The organism is Agathobaculum hominis (assembly GCF_014288055.1).
GTDB classification, from domain to species: Bacteria; Bacillota; Clostridia; order Oscillospirales; family Butyricicoccaceae; genus Agathobaculum; species Agathobaculum hominis.
Map to the genome: position 1 here is coordinate 1 of NZ_JACOPK010000009.1, position 17,875 is coordinate 17,875.

Sequence of the window (17,875 nt, forward strand, 5' to 3'; positions counted from 1 at the left end):
CCGCCTGCCGCTCTGATGAACAGGCCCTGTTTCAAAATTGGAAGAGGCAGGGCTTGGGTAGGTGTTGCCTTTTTACGGCCGGTACGGTGTAGTTGCACTGTTTTTCTTCAAATTTTTTTGCATCATCTACTTGACTTCGTACCATTGGACTTACAGTTCCGGCGCAGATTTTTCTTTATGGGGCTGCGCCTTGCATTTCTCCGCACATTCCTTCTTGCCCTGTTCCAGCCGTTCCCGGATGGAAGGCTTTTTCTCCGGCTCCGCAGGGCGTTCATGCACCCACTCGTCGCCGGAAAGAGAAATATATCCGTGTTCCGAAAAATGGCCCTGTTCCTCCTGCATGGCGTACTTGCCAAACGGAACAGGGTCGATTGCTTTCAGAAGTTCTGGGGGCAGCAGCATATCCATGTGCTGTGCCAGATACCGCCACCCCAGATCGTTCAGATCGTGGATATTGGGCTCAAATACGAAATAGTCGATGTTGGCCGCAAACTCCTTGAACTGCTCCGGCGCTGTCAGCTTGAAGGGCGAGGCCTGCACCGCCGCCAGCAACTCCCGGTCCTCCGGGGAGAGGGCAGCCACCGCCGCCCTCACTTCGGGTAAATGTTCTAAAGTCTTATTTTCTGCCATTGACACCTTCCTTTCTTTTCGGAAATTCCAGCTTGAAATTGATATACTTGCCGCCTGTGTCATCCAGGATCACCGCAGCGTCATAAGCAGCCTGTTTCTTTTCAGACCACATTCCTTTGACATTGGTACGTCCCTTTTTCAGAAGGTCCGTTGCCATCTTCTTTGTCAGCTCCTTCTTGCGGCTCGTCCAGAAGCGGTCATTTTTCCAGAGGACGAAACCGCAGGACCGATCCGAACACGCAAAGTTCTTCTTGCCCTCATAAACCGGCTGGCCGCAGCGGGGGCAGGTACCGATCACTTCCTTCTCCGGGGCAAACAGCTTTTTGCCATCCTCGGAAATGCAGGAATAGGTGGACACAATCTCCTGGATCATCGTGCGGATACCGTCCATGAAGGTATCCGGGTCAGCATTGCCCTTTGCGATCTCCGTCAATTTCTGTTCCCATTCTGCGGTAAGCATGGGAGAGGTCAGCGGCTCCGGCAGGACCGTGACAAGGTTGATACCGGCTTTTGTGGGGATCAGGCTCTTGCCCTTGCGCTCCACAAATCCGGCTGCCACCAGCTTTTCGATGATAGCCGCCCTGGTCGCAGGCGTGCCAAGACCTTTTCGCTCTGCCTCGTCGGGGATATCGTCCTTGCCCGCGTTCTCCATAGCGGACAGAAGGGTATCTTCTGATACGTTTTGTCAAGGGTGTTTAAGAACTTTTTTCGCTGTCATTCAAAATCAGACGCTTGATTTTGTCGCTCATGGTTTCTTTGCTCGTTTCACTGAAATGGATTTTGACGCGGTAGGTGGTCTTTCCGATTTTCTTTATCATTACAGGTGGCGCGTCTTCCTTTACGGTCAGAGGGGAAGCGGTTGCGAGGGTGCTGCGGTTGCTGGTGTCGTTGTTCATAGGCTCTCCTTTCCATGAGAAAAGCCCCATGCGGTCATACATGGGGCGGTGGTTTTGAGGTTGAAGTGGCGAAGTGGCAAAGTGGCAAGGTATCTGGGTTTTGCCACTTGGATTTTGCCGTTTCACTTTTTAAGAGCGTGATACCATGCCGCGCCAATGCGCTTTGAGGTAATGCGCCCGTCAAGGTTTCTCTTTGCCGCCCGGACGGTACGGGCGGATATGCCCGCTTCTGTGGCGGCTTTCTCTATGTCCTCGCTGGCAAGCTCTTTACCGCCTGCCAGTAAATCCAGTATCAGCCGTTCCGCCTGTTCGGTCTTGGTGGCGGTGTTGCCGCCCGCGCCGGACAGCAGCTCGTCGGCGGTTATATCATATTCGCCTATCCACGAAAAGCCCGTTTCCGGGTCAAGGCAAAAGGCAACGGGCTTGCCCTCCGGCGCAAGGGAAGATTTGTCATGGACGATAACGCGCACATTCGGTTCTCGCTTCACGCGCCCGATCAGCAGGACGCTCCTTGCTGCGGCGCGGAAGTCGATAGAACCTAAGCCCCGGTATGCGCTCTGCCCTCCGGCAGCTTTGTTGAGATGTCCGATAAGGATAACGGCGCACCCGGTACGCTCGGCAACATCGGCAAGGCGGCGGAACATGGGGCGCACTTCGTTTGCCCGGTTCATGTCGGTTTTTTCACCCATGTACGCCTGTATGGGGTCAAGGATAATCAGCCGCGCCCCGTTCTGCGTGATTGCCTTTTCTATGCGCTCATCGGACAGGGTAAGCTCCCGTTTGGCTTCATCAATCACAAGCACCCGGTCAAGGTCGGCTTCTGCTTCCATCAAGCGGGGCTTGACGGTATCGCCCAGCCCGTCCTCGGCGGTCTGGTAAATCACTTGGAATGGCGGCAAGGGCTTCATTCCCGGCAGCGTTCCCCCGGTGGTGCAGGCGGCGGCAAGGCGTAGGGCAAAAGTGGTCTTGCCCTCGCCGGGATTGCCTTGCACAATGGTTACTTTCCCAAAGGGGATATACGGCTCCCATAGCCATTCAACGGTCTGTGTGTCCACCTCGCTCATGCGGATAATCTCAACGGTTTCTTCCTGCGGCGGCTCTTTCAAGCCGTAAATCGCTTCCCGGATATACTTCCCGTCTGTGATTTCTGCCCGGTGCTGCAATACCTCGTTCCAGTCCTTGTAAAGCGGCACAAGGCGGTGGACGGTCAAGCCCTCCGGCACAAGCTCCGCAAGGCGGCTGCAAGCGTCGCTTCCGGCTTGGTCGCTGTCAAGGCAGAGGTAAACGGTCTTGATGTTCGGACGGTCAGAGAGGAAACGCAGCAGGGCTTTTTCGCCAACGCCGCCCAACGCCAGATAGCTTTGCTTCTGCCATTCTTTTTTGAACAGGCAGAGGAAAGAGAGCAGGTCAACGGGGGCTTCAAAAACGAAAAGCCTTTCGCCTTCGCCCCGGTAGCAGAAGTTAAAGGCTTTGTCGCTGCCTTTCACATCAAGCCGGAAGCTCCCGGCTGTGCCGCGCTGGTGGGCGTAGCGTGGTACTCCGTCCTCGTCCCGCCCTACGAATACGGCGTTATGGTGGGCGGCTTCCTCGTAAATATCCCCGGTGGAAAAGAAAAAGCCCGTCACATCTTCATCAATGCGGCGGGCGGCTGTGAGGTAGTTCCTCGCTGTTCTATTGTCGCTGTTTGGGGGCGGTAGCCGGAAGTCGGATAGGAACGCGGGGCTTGGTCTATCCGGCGGCGGGGCTGCGCCTTTTTCTCCTGTCAGCATTTCAACGGCTTCGGTAAAGCTCTTTCCGTAAAACTCCATGACAAAATCAACGGGGCCGCCGCCTTTGCTTTGGCTGTGGCGATACCATTTGTTTCCCCGGACGGTCAGGCTGTCGTGCCGTTTCCATCGGTATTCCTGTCCGGCGCGGGTAAGCTGCTCGCCCTGTCCTTGCAGAAAAGAAACAAGGTCGGCTTGGTTGGCGCGGTCTATTTGTTCTTGGGTGTAATACATAGTTGATACCTCTCTTTCTGTGGTTGAATTGTTCATAGTTTTGAAGTAAAATAAAGCTAACAAACTTGAATTTATAAGGAACTGATAATATGAAAGGATTTGAGCGAAAAAATCAATTATTTTCCCTTTGCGGATTGAATTGTGGGTTATGCCCTATGTTTTTAGGAAAGCACTGTGGCGGTTGCGGGAATGGTAATCAATCGTGCGGAATTGCTAAGTGTAGCCTTGAACATGGTAAAATTGAATATTGTTATGAATGTGAAAGTTATCCATGTGAAAAATATCGGTATATTGATAAATATGATTCTTTTATAACTCATAAACGCCAAAAAGCAGACTTGAAAATGATACAGGACATTGGTGTTGAACAGTATAATCTTCAACAACGGGAAAAAATGCAAATTCTTTCTCATTTACTTGCTAACTATAATGACGGTCGCAGAAAAAATTTCTTCTGTGTAGCAGTCAATTTATTAGAGCTTTCAGAATTACAAGAAGCTATGAAACAAATACAACAAAATGATGAATTGTCTGTCTTGTCCGTCAAAGAACAATGTTCATATATAGTTGATATACTTCAAAAAATTGCTGATAGAAGAAATATAGAGCTAAAACTTGTTAAAAAGTAGTTTGTAAATTTCAGTTTATCAGAAAGCATTTAGGACGGACAGGCAAAGCAGCTTGCCCGTCCTTTTCTTTATCGCTCCTGTTCGTGCCGCTTGGCGCGGTTCTGTGTCTGCTCCGGCTGCTCGGCTTTCAGTGCAATATCAACGCACTTGCGTATCTTCTGAAGCTCGGCAACTTCGGCGCGGGTAGCTTTCAGTTTGGTGTAGTCAGTATCTCTTTGCTCTTTGAGGTCGGCGTATTCCTGTTTCCATTTGGAGATAGGCAGCGTCTTTGTATCCGTCAGATTTGCATGGAGATAGCGGCTTGCTGCGTTCCATAGGGTCAGCTCGGCGCGGTGGGCTTCCGCAAACTTCTCCTGTTTTCCTTTCCAGCGGATTTGCCGATACTCGTCCTGTATGGGCTTGTAGGTCTGATAATTTCTGCCGTGCTCCAAGAGTTTTTGCAGTTCTTTCATGCGCTGCTCGGCGGTTTTCATTCCCTCCCGGATTGAATAGGCTCTATCACTGACAGAGGAAAGAGAAGCGTCCAGCTCGTCAAGATTAGAGATACCACGCTCGGAAAGATAGTTGACCGCTGCCGCTATGGTTTTCAGTTCATCGGCTGCGTGCTGCCGTTGCCAACTCTGTGAATATTTCCGGCTCTTTTCTCTCTGAACGCTCAAATATTTCATCAGCAGATTTGCAAGGTTGGGAGATTGTTGCGTCTGCTCCGGGGCGTTTTCCCGCGCTTTGAATAGGTCGGCAATCCATTCTTTGAGCTTCCCAATCTGCGCCCGGATTTCCCGGATAAGGCGGTTTGCCTTTTGGATATTGCGGTTCAGTTCGCCTTTCTCGGTGGCGATACCTTTCTTCTCCATCTGGCAAGCCGCCACGCCCATGTGGACGGTGGGTATCTCGTCAATTCCTCTCTCGGCGTTGCTGCGGTGGTCGATACGCTCCGGGCTTCCGGCACGCTCAAGATAGTAGTTTGAAATATCAGCCCATGCCTTGCGCCAAACAAGCGCGTTCTCTTGGCTGTTCCAGCCCGTGAGGTCAACTTTGTGCGTCTTATATCTGCCGCTTGGCAAGCGGATACGCTCGCCGTTTTCATCAAGGTCATATTCCTTTTTTGACTTCGCCGCCCACGCGCCGCGCTCGTCAAGGGGGCGCATGGTATGTGATTTTGAAAGCTGCCACCTTTGAAACCGGACACGGCTTTGCGCTGGGGCATAATCCGGGAGCGCCGAGCCCCTTTGTGACCTGGCAGTTTACCGAGGGGGAAAACGGCCATCGGGATTACTACTGGGGTCGCTATGGAACCAGTCAGGCGTGGGCGCAGAGGGACTTTGACCGCCGGGTGGACAACTATCAGCAGCTTTACCATGCGGCGGTCAAGCATACCGAGCTGGGACCGGAGGGCGTTTACCGCTATTATTCCACCCAGCGGCCCGTGGACATAGGAACTTACCCGAAGCCGCCGGATAACCAGCCTCTTTCCATCGTCAACTACGATGATGACAGGCGGCGTCCTGTGGCAGACGGCAGGCTGATGGCATGGGGCGAACTGACCTACGCAAAGCCGCTGACCGAAAAGCAGATGGAGGATTATGAGCTGAAACCAGCACCGGGCAATCCTGACCGGGTGCGCCCATCCATTACTGCCTGGCTCAAAGATGAAACCAGAGGGCAAGAACCCCCGAAGGAACCCGGCCAGAAGCGAAACCATAAAAACCATGAGGAACGATAAAGGAGGATCGTCATGCACGAAAAAGACAACTATCTGAAAACCGCCGAGCTCTCCACGGAGCAGAACTGCAACATGATCGACGGCGTACCCAACAATACGCCCATCCCACCCACGCCCCCGGAGCTGGACGCAAAGCCGCTGGACAAGGTAAAGGAGCCCAAAGAGCGCCGGAAAGGCCGGGAGCTGGAACGCTGATGGAGAACCGCAAGCGGAATGTCCATCTGCACGTTATGGTAACGCCGGACGAGCTGGCGGCCATCCATGAGCGGATGACCGAGGCAGGCATTTCCAACGCCGGGGCTTATGTACGGAAAATGGCTCTGAACGGGTATATCCTGCACATCGACCTTACGCCCGTAAAAGAGCTGATCTCTCTGCAACGGCGCTGTTCCAACAATCTCAATCAGGTCGCCGTACACGCACATACCTATGGTGTGTACCCGGAGGAAATCGACGGATTGAAGCGGGACTATGAAAAACTGTGGAGCGAGGTGTCAAAGGTGTTGCGGGAGCTCTCCGAGCTGGTGGCAAAGTAAGACGAGGGCGGCAGGCTTCCGTTGCGGGGCTTGCCGCCCTGCTCTTTTTTTACCACTTCGGGCCAGTATGACCAGAAGGTTTGGGACAGGATTTACTAATCTTTCGCAACATTTATGTCCCCGGGCAGGCATGATAAAATAGAGGTAGGAAGGATAGATAAAGGAGGTTTTGAAGATGAAGATACTGCTGAAAATATTGGTTGCTCCCTTTGCTTTAGCGTTGTCCCTTCTGGCGGCTCTGCTGGTGTTTCTGTTTGAGATTTGTGCCGTCCTGCTGACGATTGCCTCTGTAATCCTGGCGGTGCTGGGTGTCGCTCTCTTTTTCACGCCGACGCCCATAGGCGGGATTGTATTTCTGTTTCTTGCCTTCCTTCTTTCGCCGTATGGACTGCAAGCGGCGGCGGGCTCCCTTCTTTGGGCGCTGGACGGAGGCAAATCCGCTCTGTACCGGTTTCTGGCAAGTTAAGCAGCCTCGGGCCATACTGGCCCGAAGTCGGGGCGGTCTGAATGGGCCGCCCCTTTCTCATGGAAAGGAGGAATGATTTTTGGCTACCACAACTTTGTTACAGCGCCATGCGGGCGAAGGCGAAACGATTGCTGAGGCTATCCGGGATTGTCTGGACTATGGCAAGGACCCGGAGAAAACAGAAAGCGGAAAGTATATCTCCGCTTATGAATGTGATCCGGCCACCGTGGCGGACGAGTTCCTTTTGGCAAAGGCCAGCTATGCCGCTATGACGGGCCGGGAACAGAAGAAAGAAAATAATGTGCTGTGCTATCAGATACGACAATCCTTCTATCCGGGCGAGATCACCCCGAAGGAGGCGAACCGTATCGGCTATGAGCTGGCTATGCGCTGGACAAAGGGGCGGCACGCTTTTATCGTTACCACGCACACCGATAAGCAGCACATCCATTGTCACATTTATTACAACTCCACCACCCTTGACTGCACCCGGAAATTCCGAAATTTTTGGGGCTCCAGCTTCGCCCTTCGGCGGCTCTCTGACAGGCTGTGCCTTGAAAACGGGCTATCCATCGTGGAGAACCCGAAGCCCCGGAGCAAGGGCAAGTATCGGAACTATGGAGAGTGGCAGAAAGACCGGAAAGGGCCGCTTTCCTATCAGGACAGGCTGCGCCTTGCCATTGATACTGCGTTGGCGGAACGCCCCGCTGATTTGGACGAATTTCTCAATTTGATGAAGCGGGCCGGGTATGAGGTCAAGACGGTTCGGGGCGGCGGTATCAGCTTCCGGCTGACCGGGCAGGGACAGGAACGCTTCACCCGTCTGCGTGCCTCCACGCTGGGGGACGGCTACGACTTGCAAGATGTTCTGTCCGCCATTGAGGGCAAAGAAAAACGCCCCGGGCGCTCGGAGCGGAAAATCAGTCTGGCGGTGGATATTCAAGCAAAGCTGGCTGCCGGTAAGGGGCCGGGATATGAACGCTGGGCGAAGGTATTTAACATTAAGCAGATGGCCGCCGCTCTTGCCTATATACAGGACAATAACCTGACCGATTATGAGCAGTTGGCGAAGAAAGCCACCGAGGCGGCAGACCGTTTCCATGTTATTTCCGAACAGGTCAAGCAGACGGAGCAGGCCATGAAAACCAATGCCGGGCTAAAGGCCGCAACGGTTCAGTATGCCAAAACCCGCCCAGTCTTTGAGCAGTATAAGGCGACGAAGTACAGCCGGAAATTCCTTGCGGAGCATGAGGCCGACCTTGAACTGTACCGGGCTGCACAAGCGGAAATGCGCTCTCTGCTGGGCGGGGCGAAGCTCCCTAAAATGGATGTGCTGAAGGAGGAAGGCCGCAAGCTCACAGCAAAGAAAAAACAGCTCTATGGAGAATACCAGAAGGCACGACGGGATATGCAGGAGATCGTCACGATCAAGGCGAACATTGACACTCTGATGGGCTACACCGAGCCGGGAAGAAAGCAGGAAAAGGAGCGTTAAGGTTATGAAAATAAGGAGCAAAGCGACGCTGACACTTCGGGCCATGTTGGCCCGAAGATACGGGTTTGGGGCGAGCCCCAACAAGCCGCCTTTGTGCCACTTGTGGCCACAGAGGCATTGCTTGCCACTTAGCGGCAGTCCCTAAAATGGCGCAAAAAAACAGAGGCCCTTATTCTGGAACCTCCGTTTCTCTGGCTTTCTTAATGCCCTCGGCTGTGGCTTCTATCACGACAAGCTCTTTTTCATTCATGGAGTTTAGAAGCACATCAATATGCTTTCTGCAAGAGCTTGACCTTGCCCCTCCGTCCGCATGAATAAACTGGTCAACTGAAACGTCAAACATGGTAATGAGTTTAACAAAAAGGTCGAAGCTGGGATACTGACCTTTGTTCTCAATATTCATAATGGTACGGGAGTCACGGTCTACTAATTCCGCAACATAGGCTTGTGTCCAGCCCTTTTCTTCTCTGGCCCGTTTGAGAGCCGCCCCGAGGCCGTGAAAGTCAAACCTTCTTTCATTTTGGTTCATTCTCATATCACCCTATATCATTGTACATTTCGGGTTGGATTATGAGAATGTAATGGAATTTTACATAAAGTAGTATTTCATTTCATCAATATGCAGCCTCCAACTTGTACTATTCGAGATAAAGAACTATAATGTACTCTGTGGAGGTGCGAAATGGACTATATGACATTGAAAGAGGCCGCCGAAAAGTGGGGCGTGACACCTCGTAGGGTAAATTATTATTGTGCTGGTGGGCGTATCCCCGGCGCTGTGAAGATGGCTGGTGTTTGGCTGATCCCAAAGAACGCAGAAAAGCCGATTGACGGAAGGACAAAACAAGGGAAGGGGTTGCACCATGAATAAAATCCTGATTATAGATGATGACAGAGAACTGTGCGCTTTGATTAAACGTAGCGTACAAGCAGAAAACATAGAAGCTGATTTTTGTAATACCGGAAAAGAGGGCTTACAAAAATTAAGAGAGCAGGAGTATCAGCTTGTGGTGCTGGATGTGATGATGCCTGGTATGGATGGCTTTGAAACGCTGGAAGAAATCCGCAAAGAGAACAGTCTGCCGATTTTGATGTTCACATCTAAAAATGACAGCATTTCTAAAGTACGGGGCTTACGGGCCGGAGCGGACGATTATCTTACAAAACCGTTTGATATGGATGAACTGATTGCCCGTATTGCGTCTCTTATTCGCCGCTACACTCGCTTTAATCAGCAAGCTGGAGCCATACAAAAGCTAAATTTTGACGGATTGCAGATTGATCTTGAAAATCGTTCTGTTACTACATCAAACGGCACTTTTGAACTGCCCCCAAAGGAATTTGATTTGCTCCTGTACTGTGCAAAACATCAAGGGAAAATTTTGACCAAACAGCAGATTTATGAGGAAGTTTGGGGCGAAGAATATTTCTATGATGACAGTAACATTATGGCGATTATCAGTCGGCTTCGTAAAAAATTAGAAGTCAATCCTTCAAGCCCAAAGTATATACAAACGGTCAAAGGGATTGGCTACCGGTTTAATAAGGAGGTGTAGTCAGCATGGAAATTATCGTATTCTTGTCCATTGTGATTGCTGTTGTGGCTGTATTGACTTCCATCGTTCTCGTTCGGCGTGTAAAAAAACAAATAGCAGAAATGACCGATGTGCTGGTTGATGTGAAAAACGGAAATGGCAACCGGCGTATTCTATCTGCAACAAATGAACTGACAGCACCTCTTGCCTATGAAATCAATGAGATCGTTGTGGCCTATGAAAGCAGACTTTCAACTGTACGGCAGACAGAAGAAACCAACCGCCAGCTTATGACGAGCCTTTCCCATGATGTGCGAACGCCCCTTACTACTCTGATTGGGTATCTTGACGCTGCACACAAAGGACTGGTCACAGGAAAAGACCGGGATGATTATATTGAAACCGCCCGCCGGAAAGCCCATGATCTAAAAGAATATATTGATGTACTATTTGACTGGTTCAAGTTAAATTCTAACGAGTTTGCTTTGGAGATCCAGAGTGTTGAGGCCGCAGAGCTGACAAGAAATATCCTCATTGACTGGATACCGATTTTTGAGGATAAACAGGTTGATTATGACATTGATATTCCCGAACATCCTGTCCGGGTAAGATTGGATATGGACAGCTATATGAGGATTGTCAATAATCTCATTCAAAATGTAATCGCTCACAGCCATGCAGACAAAATCAAAATTGCCCTGTCAAAGAAGGAAAATAACATGGAGCTGCTGCTGGCGGATAATGGAGTGGGAATTGAGAAGGAAGATTTGAAACACATTTTTGAACGGCTCTATAAGTGTGACAAAGGACGGTCTGAAAAAGGAAGCGGTCTTGGTCTTTCTATTGTCCATCAGCTTGTAGAAAAGATGGGGGGAAGTATAACAGTTGAAAGTGTACCGGGAAAAGGAACTGAATTTATGTTGCTTTTTCCTTTGGAGAGTTAAGCGGGTTCCCGTCTTTATGGCGGGAGCCTTTGTCATTTTACTGGATTTCAAATTGCAAGGTTAATGCAAGGTTGCGGCAAGGTTAATGCAAGGTTGGCATGATAGAATACCTTACAGAACAGGAGGTTTTGAATATGGATACAAATTATATCATTGAAACAAAAAATCTGACGAAGCAATACGGCTCACAAAAGAGTGTGGCTGACTTAAATATCCATGTCAAGCGTGGGAGAATTTATGGTCTGTTGGGTAGAAACGGAGCCGGAAAAACCACTACCATGAAAATGCTGTTGGGTTTAACGAAGCCTACTTCCGGTGAGGTCAAAATCTGGGGAAAGTCTTTGCAAGGAAATGAAAAGAAGTTGCTGCCCCGCATTGGCAGTTTGATTGAGTCCCCTGGTTTTTATCCCAATCTGACCGGCACAGAGAACCTGCGTATCTTTGCTACTCTGCGGGGCGTACCAAACAATCATGCTATCAAAGATGCTCTGGATCTGGTAGGACTGCCCTACAAAGATAAAAAGCTCTTTTCACAGTATTCTCTTGGTATGAAGCAGCGGCTTGCCATCGCCCTTGCCGTTATGCACGATCCGGAGCTTTTGATTTTGGATGAGCCGATCAACGGCCTCGATCCCATCGGTATTGCAGAAGTACGCTCCTTTATTCGGGAGCTTTGCGACGCAAGAGGAAAAACTATTTTGATTTCCAGTCACATTCTTTCGGAGATTTCTTTGCTGGCTGACGATATTGGAATTATCGACCACGGCGCGTTGCTGGAAGAAGAAAGCCTTGCTGAGCTGGAGCAAAAAAGCAGTAAGCATATCCGTTTTACGCTCTCTGATACTGCACAGGCGGCAAGAATTTTGGAACGCAATTTCCATGAAAACCATTTCTCCATACAGGACGACCACAATCTGCGCCTGCACAACCTTGATCTGCCTGTGGGGAAAATTGTAACTGCCTTTGTAGAAAACGGATTGGAGGTATCGGAGGCGCATACTTGTGAAGAAAGTCTTGAAGATTACTTCAAGCGTGTGACAGGGGGAGAAGGAATTGCTTAAACTAATCAAATGCGAATTTTTGAAATTGAAACGGAAGAAATTTATTCCGCTTATTATTCTGGCTGCTTTCCTGTTTCCAATCCCGCTGACTTATCTGATGACAACGCCCTCTATGATGGAGCGATATACAGATCGGGCAGATGCTTTTGACGGACTATTTAACATGGTGTTGGGATATGGTATCCAGTTTTTACTGCCCTGCATTATTGGAGTGATTGCCGCTATCCTGTTCTTTATGGAACGCGACAACGATACATTCAAAAATCTGCGTACAATTCCCGTAACCAGCACGCAAATGGTGCTTGCAAAGATTATTGTCCTCTTTCTTTTTGGAATTGTTTTTTGTGTGGCTTCTACCATTGCAACAATTCTTTGCGGATTTGGAACATTAGAAGTTTATGGAATAGGCTATAAATTGTTTTTATCGGTTGAAACAGGAATTTTCATTACGGCAGGAACACTCCCGTTGATTGTTCTTGTTGTCTTTTTCAGTAAGACCTATGTTTTTTCCATTTTGTTGTGTGTCTTTTACAGCGTTCTGAACATGAGTGCTACGGCATTGTTTGACACACTGCCTAAAACTATGTTATGGCTTCTGCCCACGCCACTGACTACATTTTGGAGTGCGGGAGATATGGCGGCTCATGGAATAAAAATGGACTTGGAGCAAATGACAGGGCTAATTCCCTCAACATTTCAAGTTGTATTCATTCTTGGGATCATGGCATTCGTTTCGTTCTTACTGATTGACAGATTATATAAGCAGAGGGGGGAATAAACATGGTTCGCATTGTAAAAACAGAATTTTATAAATTGAAAAGGTATCATATCCTTTGGGCGGGCGTTGCACTCATGCTCCTATCCGTCCTGCTGACCTTGTTTACCTCTATGGCGAATGATGGTTCCGTTTGGGATTTTGCCTATCTTACAGAACAGGTCATCAAAAACAATATGTCCATGATTTTTCCGATGTGTATCAGCCTAATTGCTGGATATATGATTTCTCGTGAGCAGACGGATGACACATTGAAAAATATTCTGACTGTGCCGATCTCTTTTAAGAAACTGCTGACCGGAAAATTGATTGTGTGCGGCGTATTGTCTATTATTTTCGGGTTGATATGCAGTCTGTTTACAATCATAGCAGAAATGATTGTGGGATTTCCCGGCTTTGAGATTTCCTTAGCTCTAAAAGCAGCCTTGCAGATTACTGCGGTTAATTTCTTTTTATATCTTGCGGTTCTGCCGATTATCGCTCTTACTTGTCGGAGGGCAGGCAGCTTTTTAGTCGGTGTAATCATTGCTTTTGTCTATGGATATGGAGGGATGTTTGCCGCAGGAAATATGACATTAGCAAACCTTTATCCGATTACCGCAAGTCTTGGAATGGTAGGCTACCGTAGCTATGATACCGCAGTCAACTGGAATATCGGAACCTGTTCTTGCAGTCTTGCGCTTGCTGTCGTTATTTCTGCCATCTTGATTTTGTGCATGAAAGAACGAGAAGCAACCCAAACAAAGAAAAGGGCCAAAAAGGTAGCTCCAAAGAAAGGCTGGTGATGATTTTATGAAGAAAATAGTTTTAGCATTAACATTCGTTCTTTTAGGAAGTTTTATGCTTTCTGGCTGTTCAAAAGATGAAATTCTCGATCATTATAATAATATCGTTCAGTCGGCTGGAGCCATAGAGCTTACAGGAAAGTCATCTTTGGAAGGAACAAAAGAAAAAGGGATCGATGATTATACGGGAACTTATACGGCTGATTATGAGGATTTTTCAGATACAGAGTATTTGTTCGGAGGAACTTCCATAAAAAGAGAAGCCGGTAAGGAACTGTCTATTGACTGCACTTTGGAGGTTACGGAAGGTACTGCAAAAGTATTTTGGATTTCTGGATCTGATGAAGCAGTCACGTTGATTGAAGCAACCGGAACTTATAGTGACACAATTACACTTCCTGATGGTGGAAATTATATCGGAATTGAATGCGAGAGTTTCACAGGAAGCATTGAATTAAATATTGAATAACATTCTGCCGGACGACGGCAAAAGAAAAAAAGCCGTCGTAGAGCAGACAATTTGACACGCCCATTTGAAACGGCGGCTTTGATTTTCAGAGCCGCCGTTTCTTTGCGTTTGCACAAACCAATGACGACTTGCAGGGACACGGTAGCCGATTGGAGGTTGATTTACCGTGTCCTTCTTTTTATTTCGCAGTATCCATGATCTGCACCAGTTAAAAAAAGCGTAGCTCCCCCTCCGGGACAGTCTGGTTATGAATGTGAAATTAGACAACACATAAATGAATATGTAATTTCATGCGTCCGTGTGGCTTCATGCCGCCCGGGCGCTTTTGCGTTCTTATGGGGCTGCTTCGGGTCATGTTGGCCCGAAGCCATTCCCCGGTGCCGCTCCCCGCCGCCTTCGTTTCGGTCACTCGTCAACCAACAACCGAAACGGAGGTCAATATGGCTATTATCAATTTGCGGGACTATTACCCATTCTATACATCGGATTGCTTCATGGAAGTATCGGAAGAAGTTGCAGAAATGTTCAAAGAGTTTGATCGTAAAGAGGCTGCGTACCGGCTGCGTACATACCGCCACAAAGCCTACTATTCCCTTGATCGGGATGACGGGCTGGAGCATGAAGCTCTCTTTGTCGCCTTATCTCCCCATGAACTGTATGAGCGGAAAGTGACCATGCAGGAGCTTCATGCAGCGATTGGCAGTCTGCCGAACAAACAGGCAAAACGGATTTACGCTCATTTCATTCTCGGCATGACCAAACAGGATATTGCCCGGGCAGAGGGCGTCCATGAAAAAGTGGTTCGTGTCGCAATCGAGCGAGGTCTGCGGCGCTTAGAAAAAATTTTGAAAAATTCTTTGTAAGGTGTACCGATTTAGGCCGGAAAATGAAATGGCTTATGAGAGGTAAAACACTTCGGGTCACAATGACCCGAGGTTCAGACAAGCCTCATGCAGATTGAAAATTGAATAAAAAGACACCCGGATACGAAGGGGAACGCGCTGTGTGACAGACCCGCCATGACCTCGGATTTCAGAGAATACAGTCTTTGTAAAACTGAGCGAGCGAACAGGTTCATGCCATAGGTGGGGGCAAGGCTGGCTCCACCGGAACAGGCGCAGAACCCGGATACTTGCGTTTAGTCACAGTCCGAGCGTTGAAGCGGCCTTGCAAGCCGTGAGCCGTCGCAGGCAATGAGAACGCCTTGCCATCAGAATGGGGAGAGTTGAAATACTATGGGGCATGAAGCCTATGTCCGTCCGATGTGTCTGAAATGAAGTGAAAACCTATGGGGAGTCCCCGGCAATGCTGTCTGATGATAGGCCAACCGATCCGGCGTGGCTCCCCATCTTTTCAAAAAAGGAGCATTTTATGGGAAATGCGTTTGGAATGATCCCCGGCTTGGAAACGGACGAATGGAGCAATGACGCCTGCCGCGGTTATGTCATTATGGCAATGGAGGACTGCGGATTTTCAAAGAAGGATATACGGCGTGTTGTGGGGCAGCTTTATGAAGTATTTGACCTCAACAGCGTGGAGGACGCCAAAGAAAAGTACCATTCCAGTCCTTACTGACCTCGGGCCATATCGACCCGAAGTGGAGAAAGCTCAAAGGGCGGCACCTGCTGGGTGTCGCCTTTTGACATTTCCCCACAGGACAAGCGGGAAAGGCAGGCATATACACGCACTTTCGCAAAGGAGGTTTTCAATGACGCAAGCTGTCACTTATGAACGAGAAACAAAGTCTGTCGCATTTCAAGGGAAGATCATTGTGCTGGAAAGCCTCACGCCGGTACTTCCCCCGAAGGAGAAAGCACAGCGCAAAAAAGAAATTGAGCGTTGTCTTTATGAGGTGTTCAGAAAATATGGGGACAGATTTCCCTAATCATTCGCAACATTGTTGTCCGGGGCTGCTGATGGTATAATATAGTTGTAAGGTTGGTAGCTCCATTCCAACAAGGAAAGGAGCCCAATATGGAATTTATCAGAGAAGATTGTATTTACGCAAGACAGTCAGTAGACCGCAAGGACAGTATCAGCATTGAAAGTCAGATTGACTTTTGCAAGTATGAATTGAAAGGTGGGAGCTGCCGGGTATTCAAGGACAAAGGCTATTCCGGTAAAAATACGGATAGGCCGGAGTTTCAAAAGCTGTTGGGCGAGATCCGCAAGGGAAAGGTCAGGCGGGTCATCGTGTATAAACTGGACCGTATAAGCCGCTCTATTCTGGACTTTGCAACGATGATGGAGCTGTTTCAAGAGTATGATGTGGAGTTTGTATCATCCACAGAAAAGTTTGATACTTCGACCCCGATGGGCCGGGCCATGCTGAATATCTGCATTGTATTCGCCCAGCTTGAACGGGAGACAATTCAGAAGCGTGTCACAGACGCCTACTATTCCCGGTGTCTGAAAGGTTTCCACATGAGCGGACAGGCACCATACGGTTATCAGTTAGAGCCTACTGTGGTAGAGGGTATCCGTACAAAGAAAATGGTTGCCGACCCCATAGCCGCCGACCATGTACGGCTGATGTTTGAAATGTACGCTGAACCGGAAACCTCCTTCGGAGATATTACCCGATACTTCGAGGAACAGGGTATCAAGATTTACGAGAAGTCAATGGTTCGGAGTTTTCTTTCCCAGCTTTTGCGAAACCCCGTTTATGCACAGGCCGACTTGGAGCTGTACGAATTTTTCAAGAGTCAGGGTGCAGCGATTGTCAATGACGCTTCTGACTTTGCCGGAACAAACGGCTGCTATCTCTATCAGGGGCGGGATGTGAAGGAGGACAAGGACAGGTGCTTAAAAGACCAGATACTTGTTATTGCTCCCCATGAAGCACTCATTTCCTCTGACACATGGCTGAAATGCCGGAAAAACTTATGGCAAATACCACCTTCCAGCAGGGACGGAAACCGAAGAACACTTGGCTGGCCGGAAAAATCAAATGCGGTCATTGTGGGTATGCGCTGAAAGCCACCCATGTGCCAAACAGCACCGGGTATTTCCGCTGTACCAAACGGACGGAAAACAAAGGTTGTCCGGGCTGTGGGAAAATCCGCAAAGAAGAATTTGAGCAATTCATTTTCTCGGCCATGCAGGAGAAATTCAAAGACTTTCAGATACTCCACGGCAGGGAGGAAAAAGTCAATCCGAAACTGACAGCCTATCAAGTGGAGCTGGCACAGGTGGAGGCAGAAATTGAAAAGCTGCTGGACACGCTGACCGGAGCCAATGCGACCTTGCTTGCCTACGCTAACAAAAAAATTGAAGAACTGGACACCCGACGCCAGACCATTTCAAAGGCAATCGCCGAATTGAGTGTTGAAACCATATCGCCCCAGCAGATAAAGAAGTTATCCTATTATCTCGACAACTGGGACAGCATAGATTTTGACGACAAAAGAAAAGCCGCCGATGGTTTGATCTCTACGATCAAGGCCACCAGCGACCGTGTTCAGATAGAGTGGAAAATCTGACATTTCCGCTCTATCGCCCCTCATTTCTATTTTATCTTGTTTGTACCCCTTGTACACCGATGTTTTACTCGTTCATTATACCACTTTTTCGGCGCTCTGCTACTTGAAATTTCAACTGTACCCATTCGCTCAAAATTCAAAAACCGCTTCCCGAACGCCTCAGCCTGCTTTTCCCAAAATCGCTGATTACTTATAATTCTTATATTCGACCCATTTCCGAACAATTCCCCCTAAAATAGAGCAAACACTCAAACTGACAAGCAGCAGATTTGCAAGTTCCCCAAAAGCCAGAAAAGCGACTGCAACAAACAGGTTCATTACAAGAACTACTCCTGTTTTTGGTATCTTTGCCACAGTATACATATACGGAATCCAGTCCATAATAAAACCGCTAACACACCGAAACAAAGGATATGTCTCTATTTTTGGTAAAACCATAGATGTAGGTT

Annotated in this window: 22 protein-coding genes and 2 pseudogenes; 17 read left to right on the top strand and 7 right to left on the bottom strand. The window is 48.8% G+C overall.

What is annotated here, in order from left to right:
* Nucleotides 1–150: 150 nt before the first annotated feature.
* The 4 genes and pseudogenes from H8S02_RS09730 to H8S02_RS09745 form a co-directional block, all read right to left on the bottom strand.
* Nucleotides 151–630 carry a hypothetical protein gene (locus H8S02_RS09730; RefSeq protein WP_186970362.1) on the bottom strand — a complete coding sequence of 160 codons (480 nt, stop codon included), beginning with the start codon at nt 628–630 and terminating at the stop codon, nt 151–153.
* A pseudogene (locus H8S02_RS09735) lies at nt 617–1,315 on the bottom strand (DNA topoisomerase); the annotation flags it as partial. The pseudogene H8S02_RS09735 and the gene H8S02_RS09730, both read right to left, overlap by 14 nt.
* 10 nt (nt 1,316–1,325) lie before the next feature.
* Nucleotides 1,326–1,526 carry a transposon-encoded TnpW family protein gene (locus H8S02_RS09740; RefSeq protein ID WP_186970363.1) on the bottom strand — a complete coding sequence of 67 codons (201 nt, stop codon included), beginning with the start codon at nt 1,524–1,526 and terminating at the stop codon, nt 1,326–1,328.
* A gap of 122 nt (nt 1,527–1,648) precedes the next feature.
* On the bottom strand, nt 1,649–3,526 hold the full coding sequence (locus tag H8S02_RS09745) for an AAA family ATPase (RefSeq protein ID WP_186970455.1): 1,878 nt from the start codon (nt 3,524–3,526) through the stop codon (nt 1,649–1,651).
* A gap of 89 nt (nt 3,527–3,615) precedes the next feature.
* On the opposite strand from H8S02_RS09745, the gene H8S02_RS09750 reads away from it, so the two are divergent.
* Entirely contained in the window at nt 3,616–4,155 is a 540-nt protein-coding gene (locus tag H8S02_RS09750; RefSeq protein WP_112090066.1) for a DUF3795 domain-containing protein, read from the top strand.
* A gap of 68 nt (nt 4,156–4,223) precedes the next feature.
* On the opposite strand, the gene H8S02_RS09755 is transcribed toward H8S02_RS09750, so the two are convergent.
* Nucleotides 4,224–5,303, bottom strand: a complete 1,080-nt coding sequence (locus tag H8S02_RS09755; protein WP_407926404.1) for a MobA/MobL family protein — start codon at nt 5,301–5,303, stop codon at nt 4,224–4,226.
* Nucleotides 5,304–5,386: 83 nt separating this feature from the next.
* Between H8S02_RS09755 and H8S02_RS09760 the strand changes: the two genes are divergently transcribed.
* The 5 genes from H8S02_RS09760 (at nt 5,387) to H8S02_RS09780 (ending at nt 8,375) form a co-directional block, all read left to right on the top strand.
* Nucleotides 5,387–5,878, top strand: coding sequence for a defense against restriction DarA-related protein (locus H8S02_RS09760; protein WP_456236875.1), 492 nt, complete (start codon nt 5,387–5,389; stop codon nt 5,876–5,878).
* Nucleotides 5,879–5,890: 12 nt separating this feature from the next.
* Entirely contained in the window at nt 5,891–6,073 is a 183-nt protein-coding gene (locus tag H8S02_RS09765; protein ID WP_003500078.1) for a DUF4316 domain-containing protein, read from the top strand.
* Nucleotides 6,073–6,414, top strand: a complete 342-nt coding sequence (locus H8S02_RS09770) for a plasmid mobilization protein (RefSeq protein ID WP_186970364.1) — start codon at nt 6,073–6,075, stop codon at nt 6,412–6,414. The genes H8S02_RS09765 and H8S02_RS09770 overlap by 1 nt, the downstream gene beginning before the upstream one ends.
* Before the next feature lie 175 nt (nt 6,415–6,589).
* Nucleotides 6,590–6,880, top strand: a complete 291-nt coding sequence (locus tag H8S02_RS09775) for a CD1845 family protein (protein ID WP_118564839.1) — start codon at nt 6,590–6,592, stop codon at nt 6,878–6,880.
* A 79-nt stretch (nt 6,881–6,959) separates the two neighbouring features.
* On the top strand, nt 6,960–8,375 hold the full coding sequence (locus H8S02_RS09780) for a relaxase/mobilization nuclease domain-containing protein (RefSeq protein ID WP_008401432.1): 1,416 nt from the start codon (nt 6,960–6,962) through the stop codon (nt 8,373–8,375).
* 169 nt (nt 8,376–8,544) lie between these two features.
* On the opposite strand, the gene H8S02_RS09785 is transcribed toward H8S02_RS09780, so the two are convergent.
* Complete coding sequence (locus H8S02_RS09785; protein ID WP_173762803.1) at nt 8,545–8,910, bottom strand: helix-turn-helix transcriptional regulator; 366 nt, start codon at nt 8,908–8,910, stop codon at nt 8,545–8,547.
* Between the two features lie 147 nt (nt 8,911–9,057).
* Here H8S02_RS09785 and H8S02_RS09790 point away from each other — a divergent pair, with 147 nt between their 5' ends.
* From H8S02_RS09790 to H8S02_RS09840, 11 genes and pseudogenes are all read left to right on the top strand, one after another.
* A complete protein-coding gene (locus tag H8S02_RS09790) occupies nt 9,058–9,246 on the top strand; it encodes a helix-turn-helix domain-containing protein (RefSeq protein WP_024738628.1) in 189 nt (62 codons plus the stop codon).
* Complete coding sequence (locus tag H8S02_RS09795) at nt 9,239–9,931, top strand: response regulator transcription factor (protein ID WP_008705950.1); 693 nt, start codon at nt 9,239–9,241, stop codon at nt 9,929–9,931. Before H8S02_RS09790 ends, H8S02_RS09795 begins: the two co-directional genes overlap by 8 nt.
* A 5-nt stretch (nt 9,932–9,936) precedes the next feature.
* Nucleotides 9,937–10,854 (top strand): sensor histidine kinase, encoded by a 918-nt coding sequence (locus H8S02_RS09800; RefSeq protein ID WP_186970365.1) that lies wholly within the window; start codon nt 9,937–9,939, stop codon nt 10,852–10,854.
* A gap of 134 nt (nt 10,855–10,988) precedes the next feature.
* The gene (locus H8S02_RS09805) at nt 10,989–11,915 is read left to right on the top strand and encodes an ABC transporter ATP-binding protein (protein ID WP_007860248.1); all 927 of its coding nucleotides are present in this window, start codon (nt 10,989–10,991) and stop codon (nt 11,913–11,915) included.
* Nucleotides 11,908–12,693: an ABC transporter permease gene (locus tag H8S02_RS09810; RefSeq protein WP_186970366.1), complete on the top strand. Its 786-nt coding sequence runs from the start codon at nt 11,908–11,910 to the stop codon at nt 12,691–12,693. The genes H8S02_RS09805 and H8S02_RS09810 overlap by 8 nt, the downstream gene beginning before the upstream one ends.
* A 2-nt stretch (nt 12,694–12,695) precedes the next feature.
* Complete coding sequence (locus tag H8S02_RS09815; RefSeq protein WP_186970367.1) at nt 12,696–13,475, top strand: ABC transporter permease; 780 nt, start codon at nt 12,696–12,698, stop codon at nt 13,473–13,475.
* 7 nt (nt 13,476–13,482) lie between these two features.
* A complete protein-coding gene (locus H8S02_RS09820; protein WP_186970368.1) occupies nt 13,483–13,944 on the top strand; it encodes a hypothetical protein in 462 nt (153 codons plus the stop codon).
* 440 nt (nt 13,945–14,384) lie between these two features.
* On the top strand, nt 14,385–14,807 hold the full coding sequence (locus H8S02_RS09825) for an RNA polymerase sigma factor (protein WP_186970369.1): 423 nt from the start codon (nt 14,385–14,387) through the stop codon (nt 14,805–14,807).
* Between the two features lie 442 nt (nt 14,808–15,249).
* On the top strand, nt 15,250–15,519 hold the full coding sequence (locus H8S02_RS09830) for a hypothetical protein (RefSeq protein ID WP_004064267.1): 270 nt from the start codon (nt 15,250–15,252) through the stop codon (nt 15,517–15,519).
* A 133-nt stretch (nt 15,520–15,652) separates the two neighbouring features.
* Nucleotides 15,653–15,829 carry a hypothetical protein gene (locus tag H8S02_RS09835; protein WP_165483719.1) on the top strand — a complete coding sequence of 59 codons (177 nt, stop codon included), beginning with the start codon at nt 15,653–15,655 and terminating at the stop codon, nt 15,827–15,829.
* Between the two features lie 89 nt (nt 15,830–15,918).
* A pseudogene (locus H8S02_RS09840) lies at nt 15,919–17,426 on the top strand (recombinase family protein).
* A gap of 186 nt (nt 17,427–17,612) precedes the next feature.
* Here the strand turns inward: H8S02_RS09840 and H8S02_RS09845 are convergent.
* Entirely contained in the window at nt 17,613–17,864 is a 252-nt protein-coding gene (locus tag H8S02_RS09845; protein ID WP_118360377.1) for an MptD family putative ECF transporter S component, read from the bottom strand.
* Nucleotides 17,865–17,875: the final 11 nt, after the last annotated feature.

Excerpts from the sequence above, each read along its gene's own strand:
- H8S02_RS09730 (WP_186970362.1), bottom strand. The coding sequence starts at position 630 with ATGGCAGAAAATAAGACTTTAGAACATTTACCCGAAGTGAGGGCGGCG.
- H8S02_RS09740 (WP_186970363.1), bottom strand. The coding sequence starts at position 1,526 with ATGAACAACGACACCAGCAACCGCAGCACCCTCGCAACCGCTTCCCCT.
- H8S02_RS09745 (WP_186970455.1), bottom strand. The coding sequence starts at position 3,526 with ATGTATTACACCCAAGAACAAATAGACCGCGCCAACCAAGCCGACCTT.
- H8S02_RS09750 (WP_112090066.1), top strand. The coding sequence starts at position 3,616 with ATGAAAGGATTTGAGCGAAAAAATCAATTATTTTCCCTTTGCGGATTG.
- H8S02_RS09755 (WP_407926404.1), bottom strand. The coding sequence starts at position 5,303 with ATGCGCCCCCTTGACGAGCGCGGCGCGTGGGCGGCGAAGTCAAAAAAG.
- H8S02_RS09765 (WP_003500078.1), top strand. The coding sequence starts at position 5,891 with ATGCACGAAAAAGACAACTATCTGAAAACCGCCGAGCTCTCCACGGAG.
- H8S02_RS09770 (WP_186970364.1), top strand. The coding sequence starts at position 6,073 with ATGGAGAACCGCAAGCGGAATGTCCATCTGCACGTTATGGTAACGCCG.
- H8S02_RS09775 (WP_118564839.1), top strand. The coding sequence starts at position 6,590 with ATGAAGATACTGCTGAAAATATTGGTTGCTCCCTTTGCTTTAGCGTTG.
- H8S02_RS09785 (WP_173762803.1), bottom strand. The coding sequence starts at position 8,910 with ATGAGAATGAACCAAAATGAAAGAAGGTTTGACTTTCACGGCCTCGGG.
- H8S02_RS09790 (WP_024738628.1), top strand. The coding sequence starts at position 9,058 with ATGGACTATATGACATTGAAAGAGGCCGCCGAAAAGTGGGGCGTGACA.
- H8S02_RS09795 (WP_008705950.1), top strand. The coding sequence starts at position 9,239 with ATGAATAAAATCCTGATTATAGATGATGACAGAGAACTGTGCGCTTTG.
- H8S02_RS09800 (WP_186970365.1), top strand. The coding sequence starts at position 9,937 with ATGGAAATTATCGTATTCTTGTCCATTGTGATTGCTGTTGTGGCTGTA.
- H8S02_RS09805 (WP_007860248.1), top strand. The coding sequence starts at position 10,989 with ATGGATACAAATTATATCATTGAAACAAAAAATCTGACGAAGCAATAC.
- H8S02_RS09815 (WP_186970367.1), top strand. The coding sequence starts at position 12,696 with ATGGTTCGCATTGTAAAAACAGAATTTTATAAATTGAAAAGGTATCAT.
- H8S02_RS09820 (WP_186970368.1), top strand. The coding sequence starts at position 13,483 with ATGAAGAAAATAGTTTTAGCATTAACATTCGTTCTTTTAGGAAGTTTT.
- H8S02_RS09825 (WP_186970369.1), top strand. The coding sequence starts at position 14,385 with ATGGCTATTATCAATTTGCGGGACTATTACCCATTCTATACATCGGAT.
- H8S02_RS09830 (WP_004064267.1), top strand. The coding sequence starts at position 15,250 with ATGCTGTCTGATGATAGGCCAACCGATCCGGCGTGGCTCCCCATCTTT.
- H8S02_RS09835 (WP_165483719.1), top strand. The coding sequence starts at position 15,653 with ATGACGCAAGCTGTCACTTATGAACGAGAAACAAAGTCTGTCGCATTT.
- H8S02_RS09845 (WP_118360377.1), bottom strand. The coding sequence starts at position 17,864 with ATGGTTTTACCAAAAATAGAGACATATCCTTTGTTTCGGTGTGTTAGC.